The organism is Microcoleus sp. CAWBG640 (assembly GCF_020883015.1).
In the GTDB taxonomy this organism is placed as follows: domain Bacteria; phylum Cyanobacteriota; class Cyanobacteriia; order Cyanobacteriales; family Microcoleaceae; genus Microcoleus; species Microcoleus anatoxicus.
This window is the reverse complement of record NZ_JAHRFC010000152.1, coordinates 1-6,787: the sequence shown is the minus strand read 5'-3', so window position 1 is coordinate 6,787 and position 6,787 is coordinate 1. Positions and strand designations below refer to the sequence as shown.

General features: G+C 44.4%; 6 protein-coding genes and 1 tRNA gene. All 7 read left to right on the top strand.

The annotated features are described in order from the left end of the window. Positions 1–413, top strand: a 413-nt coding sequence (locus tag AAFP11_RS29245; protein ID WP_341740170.1) for a DapH/DapD/GlmU-related protein, incomplete at its 5' end; no start/stop codon positions are given. Between the two features lie 460 nt (positions 414–873). Continuing rightward, positions 874–946: transfer RNA gene (locus AAFP11_RS29240), tRNA-Ala, on the top strand. Positions 947–1,207: 261 nt separating this feature from the next. Continuing rightward, positions 1,208–2,530: an urea ABC transporter substrate-binding protein gene (gene urtA / locus AAFP11_RS29235; protein WP_340518003.1), complete on the top strand. Its 1,323-nt coding sequence runs from the start codon at positions 1,208–1,210 to the stop codon at positions 2,528–2,530. A 160-nt stretch (positions 2,531–2,690) separates the two neighbouring features. Then, positions 2,691–3,845, top strand: coding sequence for an urea ABC transporter permease subunit UrtB (urtB, locus tag AAFP11_RS29230; RefSeq protein WP_341740169.1), 1,155 nt, complete (start codon positions 2,691–2,693; stop codon positions 3,843–3,845). Between the two features lie 29 nt (positions 3,846–3,874). Then, positions 3,875–5,017 carry an urea ABC transporter permease subunit UrtC gene (gene urtC, locus AAFP11_RS29225; protein WP_341740168.1) on the top strand — a complete coding sequence of 381 codons (1,143 nt, stop codon included), beginning with the start codon at positions 3,875–3,877 and terminating at the stop codon, positions 5,015–5,017. A gap of 35 nt (positions 5,018–5,052) precedes the next feature. Then, on the top strand, positions 5,053–5,772 hold the full coding sequence (locus tag AAFP11_RS29220) for a TIGR00266 family protein (RefSeq protein WP_341740167.1): 720 nt from the start codon (positions 5,053–5,055) through the stop codon (positions 5,770–5,772). Between the two features lie 104 nt (positions 5,773–5,876). Continuing rightward, the gene (gene urtD, locus AAFP11_RS29215; protein ID WP_341740166.1) at positions 5,877–6,623 is read left to right on the top strand and encodes an urea ABC transporter ATP-binding protein UrtD; all 747 of its coding nucleotides are present in this window, start codon (positions 5,877–5,879) and stop codon (positions 6,621–6,623) included. The last annotated feature ends 164 nt before the right edge of the window (positions 6,624–6,787 follow it).

Sequence of the window (6,787 nt, the reverse complement as noted above, 5' to 3'; positions counted from 1 at the left end):
ATAGTATTGTATCTGATAATTCAAGGATTGGACCCTACGCACATTTGCGTGGTCATGCAGAAGTTGGCGCGAATTGTCGGGTGGGAAATTTTGTAGAATTGAAAAATACTCAAATAGGCGATCGCACTAATGTTGCTCACTTATCTTATTTAGGCGACGCGACTTTGGGAGAGAAAGTCAATATCGGTGCTGGGACAATCACCGCCAATTATGACGGAGTGAAGAAGCACAAAACTCACATAGGCGATCGGACCAAAACAGGTTCTAATACTGTCCTGGTCGCACCAATTATTCTGGGTGAAGATGTTACCGTGGCGGCGGGTTCTGTGGTGACGGAAGATGTGCCCAATGATTGTTTAGTAGTTGCCCGTTCCCGACAAGTTGTCAAACCTGGTTGGAAGCTCAAAGAATAGGCTAAGAAACTGTCAACATATAGAACCCATTTGAGATCTTTTAAATCGCCCATCCAGGGTCGGATGAAGCATTTGGACATCAAAAATCGGGTTGTTCTGAGCGATTGTTCCCTCGAAAGCTTCATCCCTACACCACATGAACGTTAATCTGTGTTTGATGAGGCTGATGATTATCAGGCTTGCCGCCTCAAAGATGTCAAATGGGTTCTATAGCACTCACCTTGGCGCTGTGTTCATTGGTCCGGCTCAGTTTCGCGGTGCCGGACCCTTTTTCCCTTCTACTACGTGGCGGTAGGCGCGATCGTTGAGGTCAAAAGAACCGAAAGCAAAGTAGGCTTTACATAATTGGCAATTACGTGTTAATATAAGTAACTGTGTGCGAAAGTGAGAGCGATCGCAACCTATAAAGCTTTTAGATTGGGCAATCCCAAATCTAAAATCCTAACTTCAACATCAATCAGGGGAATTAGCTCAGTTGGTAGAGCGCTGCGATCGCACCGCAGAGGCCAGCGGTTCGAGTCCGCTATTCTCCATAAATTTACCTTCAAGATTTCACATTGTTGCTTCTGACTTGTGGGTGATTCCAGGTACTAGACATTTTGTATCGCAACATACAACATCCCTGGGAACCCAGGATTAATATAGAGCCGCGATGTGATAGGATTTTTAGTCGTCTAACATATAAAAATTTCGCCCCAAAACCCTAGAAATAGGGATATTAAGGGTGCAAATTGTCAAAAATCCCCGCCTTAGCGTCACCGGGAAGTGTCAAATATTCAGGAGTAACCAAAAAAATGACTAAGCGATTCGATCGGCGGAAGTTTCTTTTATACAGTTCTGCAACTCTCACATCAAGTTTATTTCTAAAAGCTTGTAGAACACCAAGCCCAACAGCAACTCCCCAAGCTTCAGCTTCTCCCACTACCACACCCGGTTCCCCAGCCAGCAGCGGCAACACCATCAAAGTAGGTATTTTGCACTCATTAAGCGGCACTATGTCAATTAGTGAAAATAGTGTGGTCGATGCTGAAAAATTAGCAATTGAAGAAATCAATAAAGCTGGTGGTGTTCTCGGAAAACAAATAGAAGCAGTAGTTGAAGACGGTAATTCAGACTGGCCAACTTTTGCCGAAAAAGCCAAAAAATTGATCGACCAAGACAAAGTTGTCACTGTCTTCGGCTGCTGGACTTCCGCCAGTCGCAAAGCAGTATTGCCAGTCTTTGAAGAAAAAAATCATATGCTGTGGTATCCCGTACAATACGAGGGCCAAGAGTGTTCCAAGAATATTTTTTATACTGGGGCAGCGCCAAACCAGCAAATCGAACCAGCAGTTGACTGGCTGCTAGAAAATAAAGGCAAAAAATTCTTTTTAGTCGGGTCTGACTACGTTTTTCCGCGCACAGCAAATACGATTATCAAAGCACAGCTAGCTGCCAAAGGTGGAGAATTAGTTGGGGAAGATTACATTCCCTTGGGTGGCACAGAAGTAACCCCAATTATTACCAAAATCAAGGCTGCTTTACCTGACGGTGGTGTCATTTTTAATTCCCTAAACGGCGACAGCAACGTGGCATTTTTCAAAGGCCTACAGGGTGCAGGTTTGGGACCGGATAAGTATCCGTCGATGTCGGTCAGTATTGCTGAAGAAGAAGTAAAGGCGATCGGTGTAGAATATCTCAAAGGTCACTATGCAGCCTGGAATTACTTCATGACTGTGGAATCTCCCGCAAATACAAAATTTGTGGAAGCTTTCAAGGCTAAATACGGCAAAGATAGAGTAACCAATGACCCGATGGAAGCCGCTTACATCATGGTTTACCTCTGGAAGCAAGCAGTGGAAAAAGCAGGGACAGCCGACGATTTAGACAAAGTGCGGGCGGCAGCTTTGGGTCAAACTTTTGACGCACCGGGAGGTAAAGTAACCCTGGAGACAAACCATCACCTATCGAAGTTTGTGCGGTTAGGCGAAGTGAGAGAAGACGGTTTGTTTAAGATAGCTTTTGCTACCCCAGAAGCAGTTAAACCGATTCCTTGGAATCAATTTGTAGCAGAAACTAAAGGCTTTTCCTGCGATTGGTCTGACCCCGCCAAAGGAGGCAAATTTAAAGCGACCTAAGTAGGGAAATCCTAACCCAGATCCCAGACTTATCCCATAAGTCTGGGAAATCGCAGCAGATAATTTTAGGTTGAATTAAGTAAACCTAGTGAAATAGGTGACATAATTACAAATTACCTCTAAAGCCAAGATTTTATGGGAACAAATAAGAGGCAAAAAAGTGGAGATATTAGACGGTTTATTTAACGGGATTAGCATCGGTGCTGTTTTGCTGATTTCAGCCTTGGGATTAGCCATTATTTTCGGCCTGATGGGCGTGATTAATATGGCTCACGGTGAGTTAATGATGCTGGGCGCTTACACAACTTTTGTAGTGCAAAATGTCTTCAAAGGTATCGGAGGATTTGCTTTTGAAACCTATATTTTATTTGCCATACCCTTAGCTTTTTTAGTGGCGGCACTGGTAGGATTAATTCTGGAACGCGGTGTGATTCGCTATTTGTATGGGCGGCCGCTAGAAACTTTACTAGCAACTTGGGGTGTAAGTTTAATTTTACAGCAGTTTGTCCGCAGCGTCAGTGGGGTGCTGGTAGCTGGGATTGGGGTGTTTTGTTTACTGTTTTTTGGCGGTTTGCAGGTACTAAAACGTCGCCCTGATTTCGAGAGAGTTCGTAACGGAATTATCGCGATTCTTTTGCCTCTTTCTTTGGGTATTTCTTGGGCGGTGAGTGCATTTTTAGGTGAAACTTACAAACTGGCTGTCACTAAACCTTGGTTTGGTGCTCAAAATGTGGATGTGACAGCACCTGGATGGCTGCGGGGTGGCATACCTCTGGGCAATTTTCAGTTGCCCTATGCGCGACTTTTTATTATTGTGTTAACGGCGGTTTGTTTGGCGGGAATTTACTTATTTTTGCAAAAATCTGTGTGGGGGCTTCGGATTCGCTCTGTTACTCAAAATCGCAGCATGAGCGCTTGTTTGGGGATTCCTACGGAGCAAGTAGACGCCCTGACTTTTGCTTTGGGTTCTGGTTTGGCTGGTGTTGCTGGCTGCGCGATTAGTTTGCTGGGTTCTGTAGGGCCAAATACGGGGCAGAATTATGTGGTTGATACTTTTATGGTTGTGGTTGTGGGCGGTGTTGGTAAGATTGTGGGGACTGTGGTTGCTGCGATCGCGATCGGCACTGCAAATTACCTGATCGGTTCAGGAACCATAGCAACAATCTTGACTCCTATCAAGCCTTTAGCGGATTTCTTCACTTTTTTCGCCACTACCAGCATGGCAAAAGTAATGGTATTTGCCTTAATTATGGCTTTTCTACAAGTGCGGCCAGGAGGGATTTTCCCACAAAAAGGACGCACGGTGGAAAATTGAAAATTTCCCAATCTTAAAGTTGATTAACCATGAATAATTTAACTAGAAAGGCATGGCTACAAGAAGCAATGATTGTTGGGGCGATCGCACTTATACTCATATTACTGATCCCAGGCATACTTCCCGATGTTCGCCTCAACCAATTGGGACGATTTTTAGCCCTAGCAATTGCAGCACTCGGTATTGATTTAATCTGGGGATACACAGGTTTACTTAGTTTAGGGCATGGCGTATTTTTTGCGATCGGCGGCTACGCATTTGCCATGTACCTAAAACTGCAAATTCCCCCAACAGCCAGCAGTCAATTGCCAGAATTTATGAACCTATATGGCGTTACCGAACTGCCATGGTTTTGGCAACCATTCTATTCCTTTCCCTTCTCAGCACTAGCAGTAATTCTCATCCCAGGCTTACTGGGTGCAATCTTGGGTTACTTAGTATTCCGAAATCGGATTCGAGGCGTTTACTTTTCCATTCTCACCCAAGCAGCAACCATCGTATTTTTCAACTTTTTCAACGGCCAACAAAAACTGATTAACGGCACCAACGGTTTAACAGACTTTAAAACCATATTCGGAGCCATAGTCAATGACCGAGATACCCAATATATTTTCTACCTTCTTACCATACTATTTCTAGGAGCAACTTACGCCCTATGCCGCTGGTTGACAACCGGGCGTTTTGGTCGGCTGCTAATCGCCATTCGCGACGACGAAATTCGTCTCCGTTTCTCTGGTTACAATCCCACAGGATTTAAAGTTTTAGTATTTGCAATTTCAGCAGCTATGGCAGGAATTGCCGGCGCATTATATACTGTACAAACCGGAATTATTTCTCCCAAAGCCATGGATATTGCCTTTTCAATTGAAATGGTAATTTGGGTAGCAGTAGGAGGTCGCGCCACATTATCGGGAGCCCTACTAGGCACTCTCCTAGTCAACTTTGGCAAAAGTTTCTTGAGCGAACAATTCCCTGAAGTCTGGCTGTTTTTCCAAGGGGCACTATTCTTAATAGTAGTCACCGTCCTCCCCGATGGCTTAGTCGGATGGCTCCAACAGCAAGGCTTTGACCTAATCCGCAACATATTCAGAAAACCCAGGTATGTATCTACCTACCCCAGCCTGGAACAAGACCCCGAAATCCTCCATGAAAAAGAAGAACTGGAACAATGATTATGGTAAAGTTTAGGCAAATTTAGAGGCAAAGTATGGCAGATATTATTGATTACAAAATCTACGGCGACGACTTGCAACTAATTGAAATAGAACTTGACCCCCAAGAAGGTGTTCGGGCTGAAGCTGGAACCATGACATACATGGAAGGCGGCATCGAAATGCAAACTTCTACAGGTGGCTTATTTCAAGGATTTAAACGGATGTTTACCGGAGCTGGTTTCTTCATCACCACCTTTGTAAACAACGGCAGAAGCAAAGCGAGAGTAGCTTTTGCTGCCCCCTATCCTGGTAAAGTAATTCCCCTTGATTTAGCTAAACTAGGTGGCAAGTTTCTGTGTCAAAAAGACTCGTTTCTGTGCGCAGCCAACGGCATTGAAATTGAGGTGGCATTTACTAAACGACTCGGAGCCGGTTTCTTTGGCGGAGAAGGCTTTATTTTACAAAAATTACAGGGTGACGGCCTAGCTTTTGTCCACGCCGGAGGAACCATTGTTGAGAAAAATTTGGGAGTGGGCGAAGTGTTGCGGGTAGATACCGGCTGTTTAGTAGCTTTTGCTGCCACCGTGGACTACGATATTCAATTTATCGGTGGGTTTAAAAATGCTTTATTTGGAGGTGAAGGCTTGTTTTTGGCTAAGATGACTGGGCCTGGTAAAGTTTACATTCAAAGTCTGCCACTCTCCAAGTTAGCTGAGCGAATTTTGGCCGCTTCTCCTAGTCCTATTTCGAGCAGTTCTAGCAATTTTACTTGAGAGAACAAGAACTTTTTATTTGGTTGTGTAGAGTTCGTCATCCCGCAGATTTTCCGGCTTACATACAGACTGTTAACTGACGCAGCATAGGAGAAAAATAGGCAATGAATGGAAAAGTATTAGAAATAGAAAACTTGACTGTCAGTTTTGATGGCTTCAAGGCGATTAACGGTTTAACTTTTAGCATGGATGCGGGGGAATTACGGGTAGTAATTGGGCCCAATGGCGCGGGAAAAACCACTTTTCTCGACGCGATTACCGGCAAGGTGCAGCCGACGGAAGGACGGGTACTTTTTAAAGGTCGGAATTTGCGTGGTTTGTCAGAAGATAGCATTTCGCGTTTAGGAATTGGTCGCAAGTTTCAGACACCGCGAGTTTTCTTAAATTTAACGCCTCGCGAAAATTTAGAGTTGTCTTGTAACAGTAATAAAAATGTCTTTCCCACGCTGTTCAAGCCAGCCCCTGTCGCGGAAAAACGCACGGTGGCTGGTTTGTTAGAAACTATTGGTTTAGTGAATAAAGCGGATCTTTCGGCTGGTTTGCTTTCTCATGGCGAAAAGCAGTGGTTAGAAATTGGAATGTTAGTGGCGCAATCTCCTGATTTGTTGTTGGTAGATGAACCTGTGGCGGGTTTGACTGATGAGGAAACAGCTTTAACGGGAGATTTGCTAATTTCTCTGGCCCAAAGTCACTCCGTTTTAGTGATTGAACATGATATGGAATTTGTGCGGCAAATTGCTCAAAAGGTAACGGTGCTGCATCAGGGCGCAGTTTTGTGTGAAGGAACTATGGATGAGGTGCAAAATGACGATCGCGTAATAGAGGTATATTTAGGCAAACCAGAAGAATAGTCCTATCAAATCCTCTCTTCTCTTCCTTCGCGCCCTTCGCGCCTTCGCGGTTAAATCATTCCAATACAACAGGAATTGATATCATATCAAATTCGGTAGCATCGTCCTGTATTAAACTCTCTCTTCTCTTCCTTCGCGTCATGAGCGCCTTCGCGGTTAAATCA